1 protein-coding gene is annotated in these 507 nt (G+C 62.3%); it reads right to left on the bottom strand.

Annotation, left to right across the window (positions count from 1 at the left end):
* A partial coding sequence (locus ACYVOO_RS07910; RefSeq protein WP_461014919.1) for a replication initiator occupies positions 1–382 on the bottom strand: 382 nt, incomplete at its 3' end.
* Positions 383–507: the final 125 nt, after the last annotated feature.

The raw sequence follows: 507 nt of genomic DNA on the forward strand, positions 1-507 counted from the left end.
CCGAGTGCAGCCGGGAACAGGGCTCACACACCGAGGCGCGGCGGTTACGGCAGCGCACCGGCAACCGCTCACCCGGTTCTGCACCCGTCGAGTAGGACGAGACGACCTCACCCGTACCGGGGTGGTAGGTGACCGTGCTCCCGGACAGATACACCGGCTTGGCGCAGCCGCCAATGGCCGTGATCTGCTCACGCCAGCGCCCGAAAAGCGGATCTCGGATCAGGTAGAGAAGATCACGGTCCACCTCGGAAAGGCCCTTGAGCGCATCTTGCCGCGCCAGCTCCGCCGACCGTTCGGCAGAAGTCGAGAACGGCCAGGTACTGCGTACGGAATTGGCGCCGAATTCGGCAGGCATCATCAGGTTTCCAGTCTCTGAAGTCATGCAGCGGAAATTGGGTGTTCACCGGTTACCTCCTGTGGATTTACTGACAGGTCGTCAGCTTGTATCTGACTGTGCATCATGTGCCGTATACGCCCCGCCAAGGGCGCATCGCGCCACACCTCTTC

The sequence above is a fragment of the Streptomyces daliensis genome (genome assembly GCF_054782395.1).